Annotated in this window: 23 protein-coding genes and 2 tRNA genes; all 25 read right to left on the bottom strand. The window is 41.5% G+C overall.

Annotation, left to right across the window (positions count from 1 at the left end; genetic code table 11):
• Positions 1–51: 51 nt before the first annotated feature.
• The 25 genes from UR08_RS01230 to UR08_RS01110 all read right to left on the bottom strand — a co-directional run bounded on the left by UR08_RS01230 (position 52) and on the right by UR08_RS01110 (position 19,036).
• Positions 52–504 carry a hypothetical protein gene (locus tag UR08_RS01230; RefSeq protein ID WP_115751854.1) on the bottom strand — a complete coding sequence of 151 codons (453 nt, stop codon included), beginning with the start codon at positions 502–504 and terminating at the stop codon, positions 52–54.
• Between the two features lie 17 nt (positions 505–521).
• A complete protein-coding gene (gene floA, locus UR08_RS01225) occupies positions 522–1,478 on the bottom strand; it encodes a flotillin-like protein FloA (protein WP_115751853.1) in 957 nt (318 codons plus the stop codon).
• Positions 1,479–1,775, bottom strand: a complete 297-nt coding sequence (locus UR08_RS01220; RefSeq protein WP_115751852.1) for an NfeD family protein — start codon at positions 1,773–1,775, stop codon at positions 1,479–1,481.
• A gap of 213 nt (positions 1,776–1,988) precedes the next feature.
• Entirely contained in the window at positions 1,989–2,264 is a 276-nt protein-coding gene (locus UR08_RS01215) for an HU family DNA-binding protein (RefSeq protein ID WP_036072540.1), read from the bottom strand.
• A gap of 403 nt (positions 2,265–2,667) precedes the next feature.
• Positions 2,668–3,654 (bottom strand): tyrosine-protein phosphatase, encoded by a 987-nt coding sequence (locus tag UR08_RS01210; RefSeq protein WP_115751851.1) that lies wholly within the window; start codon positions 3,652–3,654, stop codon positions 2,668–2,670.
• A gap of 175 nt (positions 3,655–3,829) precedes the next feature.
• Positions 3,830–4,846, bottom strand: a complete 1,017-nt coding sequence (locus tag UR08_RS01205) for an NAD(P)H-dependent glycerol-3-phosphate dehydrogenase (protein WP_115751850.1) — start codon at positions 4,844–4,846, stop codon at positions 3,830–3,832.
• Between the two features lie 21 nt (positions 4,847–4,867).
• Positions 4,868–6,178, bottom strand: a complete 1,311-nt coding sequence (gene der / locus UR08_RS01200; protein ID WP_115751849.1) for a ribosome biogenesis GTPase Der — start codon at positions 6,176–6,178, stop codon at positions 4,868–4,870.
• A gap of 150 nt (positions 6,179–6,328) precedes the next feature.
• Positions 6,329–6,419 (bottom strand) — tRNA-Ser (locus UR08_RS01195).
• Between the two features lie 10 nt (positions 6,420–6,429).
• Positions 6,430–6,501 (bottom strand) — tRNA-Asn (locus UR08_RS01190).
• A gap of 104 nt (positions 6,502–6,605) precedes the next feature.
• Positions 6,606–7,082: a SprT family protein gene (locus UR08_RS01185; protein ID WP_115751848.1), complete on the bottom strand. Its 477-nt coding sequence runs from the start codon at positions 7,080–7,082 to the stop codon at positions 6,606–6,608.
• 1 nt (position 7,083) lies between these two features.
• On the bottom strand, positions 7,084–9,258 hold the full coding sequence (locus tag UR08_RS01180; RefSeq protein ID WP_276309254.1) for a Tex family protein: 2,175 nt from the start codon (positions 9,256–9,258) through the stop codon (positions 7,084–7,086).
• Between the two features lie 59 nt (positions 9,259–9,317).
• The gene (locus UR08_RS01175) at positions 9,318–9,923 is read right to left on the bottom strand and encodes a PP2C family serine/threonine-protein phosphatase (protein ID WP_115751846.1); all 606 of its coding nucleotides are present in this window, start codon (positions 9,921–9,923) and stop codon (positions 9,318–9,320) included.
• Positions 9,924–9,925: 2 nt separating this feature from the next.
• Positions 9,926–10,696 (bottom strand): RNA polymerase sigma factor SigB, encoded by a 771-nt coding sequence (gene sigB, locus UR08_RS01170; protein WP_115751845.1) that lies wholly within the window; start codon positions 10,694–10,696, stop codon positions 9,926–9,928.
• Positions 10,674–11,144 carry an anti-sigma B factor RsbW gene (gene rsbW / locus UR08_RS01165; protein WP_115751844.1) on the bottom strand — a complete coding sequence of 157 codons (471 nt, stop codon included), beginning with the start codon at positions 11,142–11,144 and terminating at the stop codon, positions 10,674–10,676. Before rsbW ends, sigB begins: the two co-directional genes overlap by 23 nt.
• Positions 11,131–11,472 carry an STAS domain-containing protein gene (locus UR08_RS01160; RefSeq protein WP_115751843.1) on the bottom strand — a complete coding sequence of 114 codons (342 nt, stop codon included), beginning with the start codon at positions 11,470–11,472 and terminating at the stop codon, positions 11,131–11,133. The genes rsbW and UR08_RS01160 overlap by 14 nt, the downstream gene beginning before the upstream one ends.
• A 58-nt stretch (positions 11,473–11,530) precedes the next feature.
• Positions 11,531–12,547, bottom strand: coding sequence for a PP2C family protein-serine/threonine phosphatase (locus UR08_RS01155; protein WP_115751842.1), 1,017 nt, complete (start codon positions 12,545–12,547; stop codon positions 11,531–11,533).
• A 19-nt stretch (positions 12,548–12,566) separates the two neighbouring features.
• The gene (locus tag UR08_RS01150; RefSeq protein WP_115751841.1) at positions 12,567–12,977 is read right to left on the bottom strand and encodes an anti-sigma regulatory factor; all 411 of its coding nucleotides are present in this window, start codon (positions 12,975–12,977) and stop codon (positions 12,567–12,569) included.
• 2 nt (positions 12,978–12,979) lie between these two features.
• Entirely contained in the window at positions 12,980–13,336 is a 357-nt protein-coding gene (locus UR08_RS01145) for an STAS domain-containing protein (protein WP_115751840.1), read from the bottom strand.
• A gap of 4 nt (positions 13,337–13,340) precedes the next feature.
• Positions 13,341–14,183, bottom strand: coding sequence for an RsbT co-antagonist protein RsbRA (locus UR08_RS01140; RefSeq protein WP_115751839.1), 843 nt, complete (start codon positions 14,181–14,183; stop codon positions 13,341–13,343).
• A 265-nt stretch (positions 14,184–14,448) separates the two neighbouring features.
• Positions 14,449–14,793 carry a type II toxin-antitoxin system PemK/MazF family toxin gene (locus tag UR08_RS01135; protein ID WP_115751838.1) on the bottom strand — a complete coding sequence of 115 codons (345 nt, stop codon included), beginning with the start codon at positions 14,791–14,793 and terminating at the stop codon, positions 14,449–14,451.
• Between the two features lie 4 nt (positions 14,794–14,797).
• Positions 14,798–15,076, bottom strand: a complete 279-nt coding sequence (locus UR08_RS01130) for a CopG family ribbon-helix-helix protein (RefSeq protein WP_115751837.1) — start codon at positions 15,074–15,076, stop codon at positions 14,798–14,800.
• Between the two features lie 216 nt (positions 15,077–15,292).
• A complete protein-coding gene (gene alr, locus UR08_RS01125) occupies positions 15,293–16,414 on the bottom strand; it encodes an alanine racemase (RefSeq protein ID WP_115751836.1) in 1,122 nt (373 codons plus the stop codon).
• 4 nt (positions 16,415–16,418) lie between these two features.
• Entirely contained in the window at positions 16,419–16,790 is a 372-nt protein-coding gene (acpS, locus tag UR08_RS01120; RefSeq protein ID WP_115751835.1) for a holo-ACP synthase, read from the bottom strand.
• The gene (gene hemG, locus UR08_RS01115) at positions 16,783–18,177 is read right to left on the bottom strand and encodes a protoporphyrinogen oxidase (RefSeq protein ID WP_115752675.1); all 1,395 of its coding nucleotides are present in this window, start codon (positions 18,175–18,177) and stop codon (positions 16,783–16,785) included. Before hemG ends, acpS begins: the two co-directional genes overlap by 8 nt.
• A gap of 112 nt (positions 18,178–18,289) precedes the next feature.
• Positions 18,290–19,036, bottom strand: coding sequence for an amino acid ABC transporter ATP-binding protein (locus UR08_RS01110; protein ID WP_115751834.1), 747 nt, complete (start codon positions 19,034–19,036; stop codon positions 18,290–18,292).
• Positions 19,037–19,048: the final 12 nt, after the last annotated feature.

Below are 19,048 nucleotides of genomic sequence, written 5' to 3'. Positions count from 1 at the left end.
GTATGAATTTACAATATAACTATACTATAAATGGTCCTCACCATGCAAGCGTTACTTCTTGCGTAAAGCCACCGGTTTGTCCAAAACCTCTTTCATCACCATCGCTCGCTTCAAATCAAGCCCATTTAGAGCATTCTTCGCTCGTTTCTTTGGCTTTGGCTCACTGACAACAACTGGAGTTTTAGACACTTTCTGGCGTCGCTCTGCTTCTTCACGATAAACATCTCGAGCCTTTGGCGTATCGGCTTGCACAACTTTTTGAGCAGTTTGTTTAGATTTTGCCTCTCCCGCTTTGAAGGTTCCAGAAGAAACAGGTTGTCTCCACTTCTCCATACGAGTTTGGAGAGACTCCACCGGGTTTTTCTTGGGCGCTTGTTTGTTGTTCGTACCGGTTTTTTTCTTTTCTTGTTTAGAGAACAGAGACAAAATAGCACCGCCGATAATAATCAAAACGGGAATAAACCCCGAAATATTATCAAAAAAATCTTCTAAATTAAATGGCATGTGAGACACCTTCTTTCTTACTCATGAAATTCTGGCTTATTGTCTCCAGCAATAGAATCACGCATATGTGTATCTGATTGCACGTTTTCCATCTTATAATAATCCATCACACCAAGCGTACCGTTTTCAAAAGCCGTTGCAATCGCACGAGGTACTTCTGCTTCTGCTGCGACAACTGCGGCACGGTTTTCTTGTTCAAGCGCAATCGCTTCTGCTTTACGTTTCGAAGCTGCTGCTTGAGCCACTTCCATATCCGCATTCGCTTTTTCGATATCTAGTTTTGCTTTGATATTATCACCAATGCGCATCTCTGCAATATCAATCGAAAGAATAGTATAAGCTGTTCCATCTCCAAGCCCTTGTTCTTGGACTTTTTTAGAAATGCTGTTTGGGTTTTCAAGAACATCTGTGTGTTCACGTGTTTCCCCAACTGTCGAAACAACGGCTTCCCCAACACGGGCGATAACTGTATCTTCCCCAGCACCACCGACGATGCGTTCGATATTGGATTGAACCGTAATTTGCGTAATAACTTTTACTTCTACCCCATTTTGAGCCACCCCAGTAAATTCTGGTGTCCGAATGACTTTTGGCGTAACCGAAGTTTGAACAGCTTCTAGCACGTCACGTCCTGCAAGGTCGATCGCAGCAGCACGACTAAAATCAAGCTCAATATTTGCTCGGTGCGCAGCAATTAGCGCGTCAACCGTATTATCAACATCCCCACCAGCTAGATAGTGGCTTTCTAGTTGATTCACTTCCAGTTCAAGTCCAGCTTTAACTGCTTTAATGAGTGGTTTTACAACGCGTGAAGGAACTACGCGACGTAAGCGCATCCCAATTAACGTCCCGATTCCAACAGGTACTCGAGCGGAAATAGCACTAATCCACAGTCCGATTGGGACAAGTGAAAAGAATACAATAAGAAAGAGTATAACAACTACAGCAATAACAATAAACGATCCTGAAAACATTTACTTCGCCTCCATTTTTAATTCTTTTACTAACAAATAACCAAAATCAATTCCAATAACCGTTACCGGCGTACGTACATCCAAGTATCCGTTTTCAAGTCGTGCTTCATAAATTTCTCCTTCTATTTCAACACGTCCGATAGGTTTCATGGTAGTCACAGCAACACCGTTTTTACCGTACACTTTGTCTCGCAGCGCTTTCATTCTTTCTATTTCGCGATCTTCTAAAACACCGCGGTGCACAAGCCCCCAAGAATCCCCGTAAACGATTTCATCTTCTGAAAATTGATCTGTCATGTTTGCCACCCACTTTCAAAAACAAGCCTTACCCCTTATATTAACAATAACTTAAATGAATGCGTTTTACAATTCTTTTATGTATTTTTAGTGAAAAAACTGAAAATTTCTCTTCACCAAATTTGTTCCCATCCAAGTCGAAATTAGCCAACAAAAAAACCCGCTTGCACAAACGTGCAAGCGAGCAGCTAGTTGGCTTAAAGTTGTATGTAATTATTTCACAGCATCTTTAAGCGCTTTACCAGGTTTGAATGCTGGCACTTTGCTAGCTGGGATATCGATTTCTTCTTTCGTACGTGGGTTGCGACCTTTACGAGCAGCACGTTCACGAACTTCAAAGTTACCGAAACCAATTAGTTGAACTTTTTCGCCTTTAGAAAGTTTTTCTTGAACAGTTTCAAAAACAGCTTCTACAGCTTTAGCAGCATCTTTCTTAGAAAGTTCCGCTTTTTCAGCTACGCTATTTACTAAATCAGTTTTGTTTGCCATTGTTTATTTCACCTCCCTCAAAGGATAATCCAAAATAATCAGGTCTTAATTATTATTTGGTTTTTATATCTTTTCCAAATTATCTTCATCTGCAAGAAATTTTCTGTTCCATTAAGACCAAAACGGCTCTAAAACAAGCTTTTACAGTATTTCTGATAAAAGATTATCACATAATCATTGATACTGCAAGGTTTAACCCCAAATTGACACCAAATCTTCACATTAACTCGCTTAAAAATAAACGCCTAAACGTGATAGTACCAACCTGTTACCCAATATACTAACTGGGAAGTCCTCGAATAGCAAGCAAAACCACCTTTTCGCGAAAAAATGGTTCTTTTTTCATAAAAAATGCACCAAAAATGAGTTCATTACCTGAAAACTATAGGTTTCTGCGCCTACTTTATTCTAACAATTGTGCTTGTAAATTTTGTTTCATTTCCCTTGTAATTCCTACTTCATTTTCCAAAAAAAGATCGATGGAACCAGAAGTTCGCTTCATCTCATCAAAAGCAATCGTCAAATAACTTGGACGTGCTTCTGCCATCGGTCTGAAAGTTTCAAGCGCCATTTGTTTCTCTTGCCCCGAAAATGAATTTGCAAGCGCCCCCACTTCTTCGAGGATTTGCTCCGTAAAGTGATTGGTGATCGCGTAATCCTGAAAGATCATTTCTTCCGGAATATCTAACAAATGGAGCAAAAGCGCAGCAAGAATTCCCGTCCGATCTTTTCCAGCTGTACAGTGAAATAAAAAAGGAGTTCCTTGCGGCTTGAGTAATGCATTAAAAATAGTAAAATAATCACTTGTAGAGTGAACAAAAACCTTATAACTATCTCCCATAAGCGGCTCATAAACCGTCTCATCAGCAGGAATCTCCAGTTTGGTTTCTTCACTTAGTTCGTTTTTGGCTGCGCCGATAGGAATATTTTTATTTAAAATGCCCGAAATAGCCGGTGTTGGTGCAGTTTTCACTTCTGCCGTGCTGCGCAGATCGCAAATCCAGTGGATTCCAAGCTCCTTCAACTGATCTTCACCCGCTTTTGTAAGTTTAGCAAGGCTACCAGAGCGATAGAGTTTTCCCCACTTCACACTTTTCCCAGCACGGTTTACATATCCGCCTAAATCGCGAAAATTAAATACATCTGGCACATCTAGCACTCGTTCAGCTGCTATTTTTATTTCCCCATTCGGCTTTTCAAGTATAAAATACATCCGCTTCTCGGGCTCAATCATCGCTTGAAAGGAGTTTTCTCCATTTTGAATGACTGCTAGCTCGTTTGCCGTTTCATCTTTCCTAGGGTGAAAGCTCCCATAAAGCACGGTTCCAGTAGGCGCTTCGTCCACTTCCCAAGAAATCAGATAGTGATTATCCTCTCGTGTTACATTCATGTTTAACAGCCTCCTTCATTCTTTTTCATTTTAGCATAATCCTATAATTTTTTTCATAAACGAATCAAAATTGAATGATAAAAATACACCTTTCTTAGCCTCTTTGACACAACTTTGACAAATCTTCATCCATAAAAAAACCTTTCACGGCTCGTAAGCCTTGAAAGGTTTTAAGTTAGAAAGATTCTTTTTCTTCTTTTTTCTTCCGTCCCATTAGTGAATCCACAGCTTCAGCAGGATCCTTATCCGAAAATAGGACTTCATAGATAGCTTTTGAAATCGGCATATCGATCTTGAGCTCTTTAGCCCAACCAAACACAGCTTTAGCCGTCCGAACGCCTTCAACAACCATTCCCATGTCAGCGAGGACCTTATCTAGTTTCTCACCTTGTCCAAGCTTATTCCCAGCTCTCCAGTTGCGAGAATGGACACTTGTACAAGTGACAATAAGATCACCAATCCCTGTAAGCCCATAAAACGTTTGTGGATCGGCACCAACAGCAACACCAAGACGCGTGATTTCAGCCATTCCTCGGGTCATGAGTGCTGCTTTCGCATTGTCTCCGTACCCAAGACCATCAGAAATCCCAGCGCCAAGCGCAATAATATTTTTCAAAGCTCCTCCGATTTCCGCCCCAACAACATCTCGATTCGTATAGATTCGCAAGTTGTTATTGATAAACACATCTTGGACAATACCCGCAAGTTCATCATTTTCACAGCTTGCACAAAGTGTGGTTGGATGTCTTTCAGCCACTTCTTCCGCGTGACTTGGGCCAGAAAGAACGACGATCCCCTTCCGTTTCTCTGGGGAAATCTCTTCAGCGATCACTTCAGACATGCGTAGATTAGTTTCAGGCTCAATTCCTTTACTGACATGTACAATGATTTGTGGCTCAGAAAGAATCGCGTCCACTTCACGTGCCACTTCACGCATGGCGCTTGTCGGAACAGCTAATACGACTAAATCCGCACCAGCTAGTGCTTCTGTAAGCGAAAGCGTTGCACTAAGTCCATTTGGCAATTGAATTTCTTTTAAATAGTGTGAATTGTGATGTTCTTGGTTGATTTCATTTACAATCTCTTCACGATTTCCCCAAAGCACCGCATCATGCCCGTTATCACTTAAAGCCATTCCAAGCGCTGTTCCCCAGCTTCCAGCTCCCAAAACGGCTACTTTTTGTTTCGTCACGAAAATCATCCTCCTAAAAGCTTACTTGCGTTTACGTGGTATTACACGAATTGGAGTTCCTTCAAACGGAAATGCCTCACGAATTCGATTTTCCAAAAAGCGTTCATACGAAAAGTGCATTAGTTCAGGTTCATTCACAAAAACAACAAATGCAGGCGGCTTCACCGCTACTTGTGTCGTATAGAAGATTTTTAGTCGCTTACCCTTGTCCATCGGAGCTGGATTCATAGCAACCGCATCACTAATAACATCATTCAGCATGCTAGATTGCACTCGAAGTGAGTGATTTTCGCTTACTTGGTTAATCAGTGGGAAAATGTTCGTTAATCGTTGCTTTGTTTTAGCAGACACAAAAACAATCGGTGCATAATCCAAAAACTGGAACTGCTCTCTGATGTCTTCTGTAAAAGCCTTCATTGTTTTCTCGTCTTTTTCAATTGCATCCCATTTATTTACAACAATAATGATCGCTCGACCGGCATCGTGCGCATAACCCGCGATTCGTTTATCTTGTTCGCGAATCCCTTCTTCGGCATTTAAAACGACTAAAACAACATCTGAGCGTTCAATTGCCCGCATGGCCCGTAGTACACTGTATTTTTCAGTAGTTTCATAGACTTTGCCCTTTTTCCGCATTCCTGCTGTATCGATCATCACATATTCTTGCCCGTCAAAGCTATAGCTCGTATCAATCGCATCCCGCGTTGTTCCAGCAATATCAGACACGATCACGCGGTCTTCCCCAAGAAGTGCATTAACAAGCGACGATTTTCCAACGTTCGGGCGACCAATCAAGGAAAACTTGATCACATCATCGTCATATTCCGTTTCTTCTTCACTCGGAAAGTGCTTCCGTACCTCATCTAGCAAATCCCCAAGGCCAAGCCCATGCGATCCCGAAATCGGATAAGGCTCCCCAAAACCAAGCGAATAAAAATCATATACTTGATCGCGCATTTCAGGATTATCGACTTTATTCACTGCCAAAACAACAGGTTTTTTCGAGCGATATAAAATTTTTGCCACTTGCTCATCCGCATCCGTCACGCCTTCGCGACCATTTGTGATAAAAATAATGACATCTGCCTCGTCAATCGCAATTTCTGCTTGGGCACGTATTTGTTCTAAAAACGGTTCATTCGAAAGGTCGATCCCTCCCGTATCAATAATATTGAACTCTTTTCCAAGCCATTCAGCCGTATTATAAATTCGGTCTCTTGTCACTCCCGGAACATCTTCAACGATCGAAACACGCTCTCCGACGATCCGGTTAAAAATAGTAGATTTGCCGACATTTGGACGGCCTACAATCGCTACTACCGGTTTAACCATCTATGTTCACCTTCTTTTTCATTCCTAGTTTATTAGACTTTCTTAAGTGTATCAGTAAATCGGCGGCACCGCAACGTAAAACTTATCTTTTAGTGGCGCAACTAAAAAGCTTTACCTCGAGACAGGCAAAGCTTGGTTTTACATGATTAATGGCGGAGAAAGAGGGATTTGAACCCTCGCGCCGCGCGAACGACCTACACCCTTAGCAGGGGCGCCTCTTCAGCCACTTGAGTATTTCTCCACAATAAAAACTCCACAGGTAGGACTCGAACCTACGACCGATCGGTTAACAGCCGATTGCTCTACCACTGAGCTACTGTGGAATAAATCTACTCTCATTATAATAATGAATAATTAAAAAAGCAAGAAAAAGTGCTGTCCCTTTGAGCTAAAAAGCTCGCAAAAACAACCTTCTTCTTGCCAAATTTTACTTTTCATTGAAGCTCCCTTGCATAACCACTTTCCTGCCCAAGTAAGCAAGCTTTCCGCCGCATTTCCCACAACGATAGCGACTTTCATTCATTTTACGTTGCCGCATAAACTTAGTTTCGCATTGCACACATGAATATTCATGCCATTTCGTTTCCCGCTCAATGGGCTTGCAAAACCGCGGCGCATCCACTTGACGTAGTAAATTTCGAAAATCCGCATCGCGATGCTTATATCCCCGGTTTTCCAAATGGAGATGATAATGGCAGAGCTCGTGTTTCATAATTTGGATGAATTCTGTCTCGCCAAACGCGCTGAGGTAGCTTGGATTCATTTCAATGTCATGCGAACGAAGTAGATAACGCCCACCTGTTGTGCGCAGGCGTGCATTAAATCGTACTTGATGGCGGAAAGGCTTCCCGAAATTTTCTTGCGAAACGCTTTCCATCAAAGCTTGCAGTTCCGCATTTTCCATTTTATAACGCATCCTTTGGCGCAACCATCGAAAGGGCAATCCGATTTTTCTTCAAATCCACTTCCTCCACCCAAACGGTTACGATATCGCCAACAGAAACAACATCCATTGGCCGCTTCACAAACGATTTGCTCAGTTTTGAAATGTGGACGAGCCCGTCTTGTTTAACGCCAATATCCACGAAAGCTCCAAAATCGACCACATTTCGAACGGTTCCTTCAAGCTGCATCCCAGGTTTCAAGTCTTCCATCTTGATGACATCTTGCTTGAGCATTGGTTGCGGCAATTCATCACGCAAGTCACGCCCTGGCGCAATCAAATCCTGAATAATATCCTGCAGGGTTTCCTTTCCGATTTCAAGCTCTTGCCCCACTTCGAGAGCATTCGCTTGCTGTAGTTTAGCTTTTAGCTCAGCCGTCCCAATCGCATCAAGTGTAAACCCGAGTTTCTTGATCAACTGTTCTGCCGCTTTATAGCTCTCTGGGTGAATCGCGGTTTTATCGAGCGGGTTCTTTCCTTCAAGAATTCGCATGAAACCAATACTTTGCTCGTAAGATTTTGCACCAAGACGCGGCACTTTTTTGAGTTCTGTTCGAGCGGTGAAAGGACCATTTTCTTCACGATATTTACGAATATTTCCGGCTACCGTTTTATTTAAACCGGCCACATATTGTAAAAGCGCCGCTGAAGCCGTGTTCACATTCACGCCTACTTGGTTAACAGCCGTTTCTACAACAAAGGTTAACGCGCCGCTCAGTTTTTTCTGAGAAACATCATGTTGATACTGGCCGACACCAACCGATTTAGGATCAATTTTCACAAGTTCTGCCAGCGGATCTTGGAGACGTCTTCCAATCGAAACCGCACTCCGCTCTTCCACTTGATAATCAGGAAACTCTTCACGAGCAATTTCACTCGCCGAATAAACACTCGCTCCCGCTTCATTAACAATCGTATAAAGCGCGTCGCTCCCCGTTTCATGTAGCAAATCCGCAATAAATTGTTCCGTCTCACGCGAAGCCGTACCGTTCCCAATTGCGATCACTTCGACACCGTAGCGCTTCAAAAGCTCCGTCACTTTAGCTTTCGCCTCTGGTACACGCCCTTTTCCAGTGTGTGGGTAAATCACGCCAATTTCTAGAACTTTTCCGGTAGGGTCAAGAACCGCGAGTTTGCAGCCGGTCCGAAAAGCCGGGTCGACGCCAAGAATCACCTTCCCTTTAAGCGGCGGTTGAAGTAGCAATTTTCGTAAGTTCAGCGAAAAAATTTCAATAGCATGATCTTCTGCTGTTTCTGTCAGTTCCGAACGAATTTCACGTTCCACAGCTGGCGCAATAAAACGCTTATAAGCATCCCAAATCGCTTCCCGCACAAGCACAACCGATTCATTTTCTTTCTTAGGTAAATTATGTTCTTCCAAGTAAGCATGAATTTTAGTCGCATCAATTTCAATCGAAACGCGAAGCACGTCTTCTTTTTCCCCGCGATTAAAAGCGAGCACACGATATGGCGCCGTTTTTTGAATCATTTCCTGATACTCATAATACATTTCATAAACCGCTTTTTCATCCACAGCATTTTTCTTTTTCTCCGTATGAATCATCCCAAATTTCCGTGTAAAGTTCCGAATCCATTCCCGGTATTCCGGCTGATCGCTAATTTCTTCCGCAATAATTTCATGTGCCCCAAGTAGCGCTGCTTTCGTATCGACTACTTCTTCAGACAAATAGCCTTTTGCTTCTTCTTCCACACTCGCATCCGAAAAAGTCCATAAAAATTGGGCAAGCGGCTCAAGACCTTGCTCTTTTGCAATCGTCGCTTTAGTTCTTTTCTTTTGCTTATACGGCCGGTATAAGTCTTCTAGCTTTTGTTGTTGATCCGCCTTTATGATTTGTTCCCGCAACTCATCCGTCAGCTTCCCTTGCTCTTCAATCAGCCGTAAAACTTCTTCTTTCCGTGTTTCCAGTTTCAACACATAGTCATATGTCTCCTCAATTTCACGGATCGCCACTTCATCTAAACTGCCCGTATTTTCTTTCCGGTAACGCGCAATAAAAGGCACCGTATTCCCATCTTCAAGTAATTTGATAACTGCATCAATCTGTGATTTTTTATGTGTTAACTTTTTATAAATAAAAGGCATCACTCTTTGTTCCATTTCGATTTCTCTCCTCATTTCTATTACAGTACTATTCGTGAAGCAAAAAACTGCCACTTATCCGTGGCAGTTTCGAATCAATCTAAAAATTTTCCAACAACAAAACTCACATCATCTTCGGGCACGCTTGCAATTTGACGCTCAATACGATGCCCCGTATGCAAAGCATTCAGTGAGCTATCTAAGTAAGACCGAACTTTTCGAAGCTTGAGCCCATCCGAATGAATCAGAAACTTACTGCCCGGCTGATATCGGAATTGCTTGAGTTTAAAAAGTTGCTTCCGTCCTGACAAGAAACCCATCGTTGAAAGTGGAAAGCTCATTTTCCCTGTCACTTCCATAAAATAAAAGCGAATATTTCCGGTACCAGTGTATGTAAGTGTCTGTTTAGCAAAATTAACCCGAATCATAGCAACAGCAGCTCCTCTAAGCCCAGAAACTGCTTGATTACACTTTTCCATCAGCAAATCAAGTTCTTCAGACGGATCGCTTTTCACAGCATCAATCACTGCTTTGGCCGATTGATGTGCTTCAATTCCGCTTCCAAGGCCATCTGCTAAAACACATAAAAATTCATTGTCAGGTAATTCAGTGAAAAAATACATATCGCCTGAGTACTGCTGCAAAGCTTTGGATCGCTGGAATGCAAACAATTCAACATGTGTTTTGATAATGCTCGACATAGTTAGTCCACTTCCTCATTTTGCAAGGCTGCACGCAACTTTTTAATAGCTTGTCGTTGAATTCTCGAAACATGCATCTGTGAAATATCAAGCAGTTCACCTGTTTCTTTTTGGCTACGGTTTTCAATAAATGTATATTGGAGAATTTTTTGTTCGCGACTGTCCAAAATAGGCAATACCTTTTCAAGCAACATACGCTGATTCACCTGCTCGAACCCGTCATCATCATTTCCGACAACATCAAGAAGTGTAATCGTACTCCCATCCGAATCTGCTTCAATGGAGTGATCAACAGAAAGCGCTTGATAACTTTTCCCCATCTCCATAGCTTCAAGTACTTCTTCTTCTGAAGCGCCAATGTAAGCAGCTATATCCGAAATTTGCGGAGAATCTTGCATTTCTCGTGTTAATTCTTCAACTGCGTTTTTGATTTTAGGGCCAAGCTCTTTAATTCGCCTCGGTACATGAACGCTCCAAGTTTTATCACGCAAAAAGCGTTTTATTTCACCAACAATTGTTGGCACAGCGAAAGCTTCAAAGCTCTTACCAAATTCAGGATTATATCGCCTGATCGCACCAAGAAGTCCGATATTTCCTACTTGAACGAGATCTTCATGGAAAGATTTTCCTTGTGAATATTTTCGTGCAATGGATTCGACTAAATTTTTATAATGAACGACAAGTTGATATTGGGCTTCTTCATCCCCTGTCTTCTGAAACGCTTCGATCCACTCATAAACTTTTTCCTTATCAGGTTGAGACACTTTCTGCATTCTCCTCCACCTGCTTTTCATTAATATATTTAGTCATTAACACGGAGACCCCGTCTTCCGAATAAAATTTCACATCATCCATTAAAGTTTCAATCAAGAAAAGTCCCAGACCACCAATTCGCATTAAATTCGCATCTTCATCAGCTTCATAAGGACCGCCTTCTTTTCTTTTAGTTTCAAGGTCAAAGCTTTTTCCTTTATCGCTTACAATTACATCTAATTTATCTGAATATATATGGAACTCGATTTTCACTTCCCCATCTGGTTTTTCCTTGAATCCATGGCGAATAGAATTCGTAATGGCCTCGCTGACTGCAATTTTCAGGTCTTCAATCACTTCATATGAAAAACCTGCTTGGCTAGCAATTCCAGAGAGGGTTAGCCTCCCAAGACTTACAAATTCAGGCTTGGCCGGTACATTTAGCTCGATCTTATCATATGTTGCCATTTGTTTCACCTTCTATATTTTTGATTTCAATGATTTCTGATAGCCCAGTAATTTCAAACAAACGATACAGTCGCTCGGAAAGCCCCATAAGAACGAGTTCACTATTTTTTGTTCGTAAATTCTTAAAGAGACCAACAAAAACGCCTAAACCCGTGCTGTCCATATAACCAACATCAGATAAATCAACTTTGAGTGTAAAATTCTCTTTATTTTGATAGCCGTCAAGTGCTTCTTTCAGTTTGGGTGCTGTGTAGGCATCTATTTCTCCTGAGATAAAAGCTTCAGCTTGTTTATCGCTTTTATCTAGAATTTCGATATTGATCTTCATTTTTTGTCACCTCATTAAAATTGGTTATACGAGTGGCATTACCCGCTCTCAGCAATGCTCAAACCTCTTTTTTTCGCTTAATTACAATTAAAGTAAAATCATCATGAAGCTTAAAGTCTTGTAGTTTGAGAAGGTATTCATAAATTGCATCAGCCATTTCTTGCGCTTCTAGCTTCATATATTTTTCAAAAATAGCCAGTAATTCTGGTCGTTCTAAAAAGCCCGAATCGGTTCTTGTTTCTGTCACGCCATCTGACATGATAAAAATCACATCTTCAGGTGCGACTGCTTTTTCAAACTTTCTGTACTCGACTTCTTTGTTAATACCAAGTGGTAAGCCACGTGCATATAAATCGGAAAAGCGATTCGTTTTTGCTTCATAGAAAACACCTACCTCGTGTCCAGCAGAAGCATATTCAAATCGATGTAACGCTTTTTGGTAAACTCCATAAAACATCGTAATAAACATATTATCATTAATGTTTTCTTCCGCCACTTTATTGAGCATCTTGAGCACATAACTTGGATCAGCATGTTCTTCAGCAATTCCTGGAAGTGCATATTTAATCATCGAAATGCTAAAAGCTGCTGGGATTCCCTTTCCGATGACATCTGAAAGGGCGATGCCGATATTTTCTTTTTTACCATCTAAGTCCAAAAACGCGTAATAATCGCCACTCATTTGTCTAGCCGCTTTACTTACAACACCAAAGTCAAGCTCTGTTCCGGTCGGCAAATCAGCTTGAAGAAGTGTTTTTTGCATTGATTCCGCTTGTTCAATTTCACTTTTTAAAGCACGTTGTTCAGTTCGTAAACTGATATGTTCTAAATAAGCAAGTCCATAACCAACCATTGTTTCTAACAAAACATCAAATGATTTTTTGACATAATCAGGCATGTTCTTGTCGTATTTTTCAAGGGCAGAACGATGAATATTAATAATTTCTTCAGGCGGAATATTTTGATCCATTGCTTCTTTTGTTAGCTTCTCACAATCGTACAAAATGGCTTCATCTTGATGTTTTAAGTAATCCATTAAAATTTCATCGTATTTCGCCTCAAATTGCTCGTTCATCCCTTAAAGCCTCCCATTATTACCGTATCCATTTCATCGCTGTAATAATCGTTCCCTTTTCTTCCCCGCTTGTTTTAGATTCGATATCAAAGCTATCCATTAGTCTTTTAACACCTGGAAGGCCTGCTCCAAGTCCACCTGATGTCGTGTAACCGTCTTGCATTACTTTTCGAATATCTAAAATCCCTGGGCCCTTATCTTTAGCAACTATCTTTAAACCAAGTCTTCCTGCTTCATTAATTTTCAAGATGCAAATCTCTCCCGTTTTAGCATACAAGAAAATATTTCGGGCTAGTTCGCTAATTGCCGTTGTAATCCGTGCTTGGTCTACCGTACCAAACCCAATTTCTTTGGAAATGTTCCGCCCTAATTGTCTAGCAGAGACGATGTCCCATTCATCCGTTATTTTTACACAGGATTGGAATGTCATTTTCATTCCCCCAATTCCTGTTTTAATTTTTCTAAGCCACTTTCTAAGTCCATAGCCGAAAGAACTCCTTCAAAAGTAATCCCGAGCTCAACCAGCGTAATTGCAACAGCAGGTTGTATCCCCGTGACAACTACACGCGCTCCCATAAGTTTTGACATACTGACTACATCACCCAGAATCTTTGCAATAAAAGAGTCGATAAAATCAATTGAGGTAATGTCAATCACAACACCGCGTGCCGATGTTTCATGAATTTTCGCAAGAAGATCTTCCTGAAATTCAACTGCAGTATGATCATCAAGCTCACTTTGAATTGAAATGAGTAGGCATTCACCTAACTTTAAAATTGGAATCCCCATAGTTTCACCCCTCTTTTTGTGCTATTTCTCTATTTGTTAAAGCAAGCGCTCGCTCCATCCCCTTCTGCAGGGTATTTGTCGTAATCAATTGCTCTAAGTTAATCCCGAGGTTGACAATCGTTTGAGCAATTTCTGGCCTGATCCCAACAAGCATAGGTTTAGAGCCGACTAAACGGACAGCTTCTGCTGCTTGAATAATATGATGGGCGACCATCGTATCTACAATGGGAACACCCGTAATATCAATTAGCACCACTTCTGAACGGTGCTTCACAACACCAACAAGTAAACTCTCCATAATTTGTCTGGCGCGATCTGTATCTATTGTACCTACAAGCGGCATGACAGAAATGTTATCAAAAATCGGCAAAAGTGGTGCCGATAATTCTTGCAAAGCTTGTCTTTGTTGCGATACCGTTTTTTCCCAAGTTTCTGCATAAGCAGTTACAATTTTGTTATAGATCGAAGCGAGCCACTTTTCAAAGCGATAGTAAGCATCATCTTCTGGATTGTCTTCGCGTTTAAAGAAAAGTTCTTTTCCACGCATGCCTTTATAAGTAAGCAAGGCAAAATTATGAATACTTGCCGTAATGAAGTGGATCGGCCAACCAAGTAGCACTATTTTTTCAGCGAAGTCTTTCAGTTTCCCATGAAATTCGGCTTGGTTTTCTGTCCCGTCTAATTTGCTTACCAATAGATCTATGAATTCTCGTGTTGTTTCTTCATACATTTCGTCAGTTGCAACGCTTGCAATTTTAGGATCTTCCTGCTTTTTCATTTCTCTGACCCAAGCCTCTAAAAGTTCGGCTTGGTTTTCGCGAATAAAATCGGCAAAATCTGAATACATGCTGTTCTGCTACGCCTCTCTTTCTTCCCTCATTACTGTTTTTTGTTTGAAAAAACCTGACAAAAGAAAACAAGCTTATCTGAACCTAAAGTTCTTGTCTCTTATGTCAGGTAAATCAGACATTTATTATGTGAGCAAATCTAAAATATGTACTTAACCCGAATAAAACCTGTCCATTCAAGAGTTCCCTACGCAGGTTCCGCCCTTCTTCATCATTCTCATTTGCATTTTCCATCCTTCAAGACAAATGAATAAGGTATATTATCTAAAATTCGATCATCCCTAAACTAATTTCTAGGGCATGATTTACCTTCTCCATTAATTCATCATCTAGATGTGTGATCTTGTCTGTCAACCGCTGCTTGTCGATTGTTCGGATTTGTTCAAGCAGAATCACAGAGTTTCGATCAAAGCCATCTTTCTTAGTAGCTTCAATGTGCGTCGGTAGTTTTGCTTTTTGAATTTTCGCAGTAATGGCTGCAACAATCACAGTTGGACTGAAACGATTTCCAATGTCGTTTTGAATGATGAGAACAGGCCTTGTTCCCCCCTGCTCGCTTCCGACCACGGGGGAAAGATCTGCGTAGTAGACATCACCACGCTTAACCAAGGGCCTAACCTCCTAATATTTCGATATTCCTATTTTCCGCTTCTGACTCAGCATGGGTGCATTCGCAAGCAATTGCAAAATTAATTTTTGCCATTTCAATGTAGCCTTGTTCCATTTCTACACGAACTTCGCGCGCTTTTTTACGCTTCAAAAATTCTTGCGTCGCTTCCATGATTACTTCACTCCGCTCCACTTTTTCTTTTTGCACAAATAAATCAAGTTCTTCAAGCAAATCTTGTGTTAGAGATACAGAAATCTCTTTTTGTTGTTTTTTTTCTAACACCTCTTACACCCCCAAAGTTGCATTGATACCATCTTACTCCATGCATCTATCGTACCATTCTAAGAGTTATTAGAAAAGCAATTTCTTGTTTTTTTTCAGCCGAAAATCAAATTTTTCAACCATACATTCAGGTGTTCCGACTAAAGAAGACACGCATAGACGGCTCTTGCCTCTTCATTATAAACGCCTTTTACTAGAAAAGCACGGATAGCGGTTTTAGTCCAAATATTTTCTTGGGACACGAGTCGAAAACGCGCAGGTAATTTCATAATTAATGGTCCCAAGATATTCTGCAGCGTCTGTTGCAGTTCGTTTCAAAGAACCACTTTGCCCAATGATTGTAACAACCGTTCCTACTGGATAATAATCATTTAATCGAACAATAATTTGATCCATACATACCCGACCTATAATTTCAGCAGGATGACCATTTACTAATACTTGATAACCGCTAAACCGGCGAAGCAGTCCATCTGCATAACCAATTGGAAGCGTTGCAACCCATTCTTCCTGTTTGGCTTCGTAAGTTGCCCCGTAGCTCACATGATCACCTGGAAGTAATTTTTTCACCTGTGCTATTTCTGTATAAAGAGACAAAGCCGGTTTAAGTTCATAAGGAAGTGAATCCTCAATTTCAACAGACGGCGTAAGACCGTACATCGCAATGCCCAACCGAATCATATTGAAATCTGCTTGCACGTGAAGTAGTGCTGTCGCCGAATTGGCAGCATGCACATAGCGTGGTTTCTGATCCAACTGAAGCAGAACTGAACGAAACTTTTGTAGTTGCTTTTCAAAGTAACTCGTTTCTTTTTGATCTGCCGTGGCAAAATGCGTATAGATTCCTTCGAATTGAAGCCGAGGATCTGCTGCAATTTGTTCCACTGCGAGAAGAACTTCCTTTTCTGTTTGAAATCCGAGTCTGCCCATTCCAGTATCCACTTTCACATGTAGTTTAAGTGGCTTATCTGGGAGAGATAACCCTTCAAAAAATTCTTTGTTATAAACTGTAATCGAAATATCTTGTTCGGCTGCAAGTGCTGCATCTGCTTTAAAAATCGCACCAAGCACTAATATCGGACACGTAAAGCCTGCTTCACGCAAGTAAAGAGCTTCATCTAAAATCGCTACGCAAAAACCTGTTGCGCCTGCCTGCTCTGCGGCTTTTGCCACTTCTAAAATCCCATGTCCATAGGCATTGGCTTTGACAACTGCAAAAATTTCTGTTCCAGCGGGCAAAAGTTGTTGTTCATTTTGAATATTTGCTTGTATAGCCTTTAAATCCACTTCTATCCAAGTTGGACGATGTACACCCGTGTAAGTTCTCAGTTCACTCATGATCTTAGCTTCTCCTTTCGTTTGCCTCGATAATCACTTGTGCTGCTGCTGACCTCCCTGTATGTGTAATGCTTACAAAAACAAACTCCTCTGACTTCCTTGGCTGCATGAAACAAGGCTCCCCATTTTCCCCCGTTAAAATTTCAACATCTGTGAAACTCAAGTCTTTGCCGAATCCAGTTCCACTTGCTTTTGCGTAGGCCTCTTTCGCGGCAAAACGCCCTGCCAGAAATTCAATTTGCCTAGACCCCCTGTAGCCCTGAAAAAGCGCTTCTTCTTTTGGGGTCAAAATCCGTTCAACGAAGCGTGGGTTCCGTTCCAGAACCGCCTTCACTCGATCTAAATCTATCATATCGAGTCCGATCCCTTTAATCAACTTTATTCACCTCTTCAGCCATTTGTTTGGCCGCATTTCTTGCTTGTCTGATACAATCGGGAATTCCTACGCCATCATAGCTCATCCCAGCAACATGGACACGAGGATAGTTCGTAGCAAGGTTGTTTTTAAATGTCGCAAGTCGCTCTAAATGCCCCACATCATATTGTGGCATCGCGTGCGGCATCCGGCTCACTTCCGCAAACAAAGGGGTTTCCGTTAGTCCCATCATTTCTTTATAATCAGCCAAAACCATATCGATTAATTCCTGATCTGATGTCGTTTCGATCCAATTTTCGCCAGCTTTTCCGATGAAGCCACGCAATAACATTTTCCCATCTGGAACCATGTGCGGCCATTTTTTGTGTACCCAAGTACATGCGGTCGTCCGGTAATCGCGCGTACGCGAAACTAAGTAGCCCGTTCCTTCTTTTAAAGAAGCCACGTCAGCACTTTCATAAGCAAGTGAAATCGTCGCAAGTGTAGAAAGTGGGCAATTTTCAAATGGAGCAGCCGTATCCGCATCCAGAAGCTTAAGCACCACGTCGTGCGTTGCCGCAATCAAGACGGCATCCGCTTCTTCCCGCGAACCATCTGCGAACAAAATGCTGTAGCCAGTCCCCTTTCGTTCTAGCTTGAGCGCTTCTTTCCCAGCATGCAAGGAATCACTTGGAAGTGCCTTGACAAGCGCATTCGGCAGTTCAGAAAGTCCGTTTTTTAAAGTCCTAAAAGCGCCCACCGTATTTTTCGTTCCCGTTGTTTGCATATTGACTTGTGACGGCTCCTGTAAGCCCATCATTAAACTGCCACTTTTTTCAATCACCTTCTCAAACTGCGGAAAAGTCGCTCGCAAACTCATATTATAGATATTTCCTGCATAAATCCCCGATAAAAGAGGTTCGATCAAGCCTTTTACAAGCTCTTTCCCAAAGCGCGCTTCAAAGAATTCTCCCAGTGAAGTATCGTTTTGAATCGGCTGATACGGGCGTGTTTTTTCTTGTAGGGCGTATGCTTTTCCAGCCTCTGAAATTAATTTACTCGCAGCAAGCGCCGCTTCATCCGTCGGAATCCCCATAACCGAGCCTTCTGGAATCGGAAATAACCCGCTGCCGTTATAAATAAAGGACCTCCCCGTTGCATTTGCGATGAGTTCGTCACTAAGTCCCAGTTCGTCGATTAACTGAACCCCTGCTTTTTTTCTTGCAAGAAACGAGTCAGGGCCTTTCTCAATTAAAAACCCGTCACGTTTCACTGTTTCAAATTTCCCGTTAAAATGTGATTCTTTTTCATATAAATCAAAACTTATATCTTCTTGTCCCATCTTGTGAAGCGTATAAGCCGCCGATAAACCGGAAAGTCCACCGCCAATAATCACTATGCGTTTCATTCTTTTCAGCACCTCTCTGTTAACCATTTTTGCTCTCCTATTTTAGCACAAAAAAAAGAAAGCCTACAAAGAATAGCCGTGTCAAGCTAGTTAATTTGTGAGGCTTTTCCCCTTAAATTGGATCTAAAATCCGCTCTAAAAACTGCTTCGTTCTTGGTTCCTTCGGTGCGCTAAAGATGTCTTCAGGTTTTCCTTGTTCACAGACAACTCCTTGATCCATAAAAATAACTTCGTCAGCCACTTGCTCTGCAAATTTAAGTTCATGTGTCACAACAATCATTGTCCAGCCATCACTTGCGAGACTTTTCATGACCTTGAGCACATCCCCAACTAGTTCTGGATCTAAGGCTGATGTGGGTTCATCAAATAAAATCAATTTAGGTTTCATCGCAAGCGCACGTGCAATCCCAACTCGTTGTTCTTGGCCACCTGAAAGCTGATACGGATAAAGATCCGCTTGTTCTGCTAAATTTACTTTTTCAAGCAATTCTAGCGCTTCTCGGCGAGCTTCCTCTTTAGACATTTTCTTCACTTGAACAGGGCCTTCCATAACATTTTCAAGAGCTGTTTTGTGCGGGAAAAGATTATAATTTTGGAAAACCATCGTCGATTCTTTTCGAAGATCTGTAATTTGTTTTTTAGATAATTTCTTTGAAAAATCAATTTCCAAATCGTCGAATCGCAGCGAGCCAGATTCAGGGATTTCAAGAGCATTGAGCGATCTTAAAAAGGTGGTTTTGCCAGATCCTGAAGGCCCGATAATAACCGTTACTGTTCCTTTTTTGACGCTTAGATCAATGCCACGCAAAACTTGATTTTCTCCAAATGCTTTTTCAATATTTTTAGCTTCAAGATACATAGCTTCCACTCC

It is taken from the genome of Listeria kieliensis (assembly GCF_003369925.1).
Classification (GTDB): domain Bacteria; phylum Bacillota; class Bacilli; order Lactobacillales; family Listeriaceae; genus Listeria; species Listeria kieliensis_A.
The sequence above is the reverse complement of the archived record's forward strand: the minus strand, read 5'-3'. Positions and strand labels throughout refer to the sequence as shown.

Excerpts from the sequence above, each read along its gene's own strand:
- UR08_RS01180 (WP_276309254.1), bottom strand. The coding sequence starts at position 9,258 with ATGAGGAGAGAAATCGAAATGGAACAAAGAGTGATGCCTTTTATTTAT.
- rsbW (WP_115751844.1), bottom strand. The coding sequence starts at position 11,144 with ATGGCAACATATGATAAGATCGAGCTAAATGTACCGGCCAAGCCTGAA.
- alr (WP_115751836.1), bottom strand. The coding sequence starts at position 16,414 with ATGAGTGAACTGAGAACTTACACGGGTGTACATCGTCCAACTTGGATA.
- hemG (WP_115752675.1), bottom strand. The coding sequence starts at position 18,177 with ATGAAACGCATAGTGATTATTGGCGGTGGACTTTCCGGTTTATCGGCG.
- UR08_RS01160 (WP_115751843.1), bottom strand. The coding sequence starts at position 11,472 with ATGAAGATCAATATCGAAATTCTAGATAAAAGCGATAAACAAGCTGAA.
- UR08_RS01185 (WP_115751848.1), bottom strand. The coding sequence starts at position 7,082 with ATGGAAAATGCGGAACTGCAAGCTTTGATGGAAAGCGTTTCGCAAGAA.
- UR08_RS01145 (WP_115751840.1), bottom strand. The coding sequence starts at position 13,336 with ATGGGGATTCCAATTTTAAAGTTAGGTGAATGCCTACTCATTTCAATT.
- UR08_RS01175 (WP_115751846.1), bottom strand. The coding sequence starts at position 9,923 with ATGTCGAGCATTATCAAAACACATGTTGAATTGTTTGCATTCCAGCGA.
- UR08_RS01155 (WP_115751842.1), bottom strand. The coding sequence starts at position 12,547 with ATGAACGAGCAATTTGAGGCGAAATACGATGAAATTTTAATGGATTAC.
- UR08_RS01210 (WP_115751851.1), bottom strand. The coding sequence starts at position 3,654 with ATGAATGTAACACGAGAGGATAATCACTATCTGATTTCTTGGGAAGTG.
- UR08_RS01140 (WP_115751839.1), bottom strand. The coding sequence starts at position 14,183 with ATGTATTCAGATTTTGCCGATTTTATTCGCGAAAACCAAGCCGAACTT.
- UR08_RS01150 (WP_115751841.1), bottom strand. The coding sequence starts at position 12,977 with ATGACATTCCAATCCTGTGTAAAAATAACGGATGAATGGGACATCGTC.
- UR08_RS01215 (WP_036072540.1), bottom strand. The coding sequence starts at position 2,264 with ATGGCAAACAAAACTGATTTAGTAAATAGCGTAGCTGAAAAAGCGGAA.
- sigB (WP_115751845.1), bottom strand. The coding sequence starts at position 10,696 with ATGCAGAAAGTGTCTCAACCTGATAAGGAAAAAGTTTATGAGTGGATC.
- floA (WP_115751853.1), bottom strand. The coding sequence starts at position 1,478 with ATGTTTTCAGGATCGTTTATTGTTATTGCTGTAGTTGTTATACTCTTT.
- der (WP_115751849.1), bottom strand. The coding sequence starts at position 6,178 with ATGGTTAAACCGGTAGTAGCGATTGTAGGCCGTCCAAATGTCGGCAAA.
- UR08_RS01110 (WP_115751834.1), bottom strand. The coding sequence starts at position 19,036 with ATGTATCTTGAAGCTAAAAATATTGAAAAAGCATTTGGAGAAAATCAA.
- UR08_RS01220 (WP_115751852.1), bottom strand. The coding sequence starts at position 1,775 with ATGACAGATCAATTTTCAGAAGATGAAATCGTTTACGGGGATTCTTGG.
- UR08_RS01230 (WP_115751854.1), bottom strand. The coding sequence starts at position 504 with ATGCCATTTAATTTAGAAGATTTTTTTGATAATATTTCGGGGTTTATT.